We start from the raw sequence: 478 nt of genomic DNA, 5'->3' as shown, positions 1-478 counted from the left end.
GTCCGGGTACCGGTACGGGTCGTCTCCGAGCAACACCGCGACGTCGAGAATGACCGACTTCCCGTTGGAGCCGCCGGTCACGTCCAGGAACCCGTTGTCGATAGCCGTCTTACCGCCGACCAGAAGACAAGTGAGTTCCGGATCGTACTTCATCAACAAGTCGGTGGTCGGTTCCAGCACGTTGATCGCCTTGACCAGGTTGTCCTTGCTGGGTCCGAGTCAATCAATGCCACTGCGGGACAATCCGAGCACTCCCACCAGCAGCGCGTCGACATTGGCCGCGTTGTCGGATATCGCGGCACTCGTCGCGCTCGCCGCGTCGAGAACCTTCACGATGTCCTGCGCCGCCACGCCATATGTGTCGCTGAACCCCTTGAGCGACTGGAAATCCCGGCGCAACGTGTCAGATCGCGAGTTCAGCGCGATGAGTACTTCGTTGGCATCCGAGGTGGCCTCGCCGATCTGCTCGCCACGGCCA

Annotated in this window: 1 pseudogene; it reads right to left on the bottom strand. The window is 61.7% G+C overall.

Features of this window, described 5'->3' with window-relative positions:
• A pseudogene (locus RNC47_RS36435) lies at positions 1-420 on the bottom strand (MCE family protein); the annotation flags it as partial.
• Positions 421-478: the final 58 nt, after the last annotated feature.

This window comes from Streptomyces millisiae, assembly GCF_031845425.1.
Classification (GTDB): domain Bacteria; phylum Actinomycetota; class Actinomycetes; order Streptomycetales; family Streptomycetaceae; genus Streptomyces; species Streptomyces millisiae.
The sequence above is the reverse complement of the archived record's forward strand: the minus strand, read 5'-3'. Positions and strand labels throughout refer to the sequence as shown.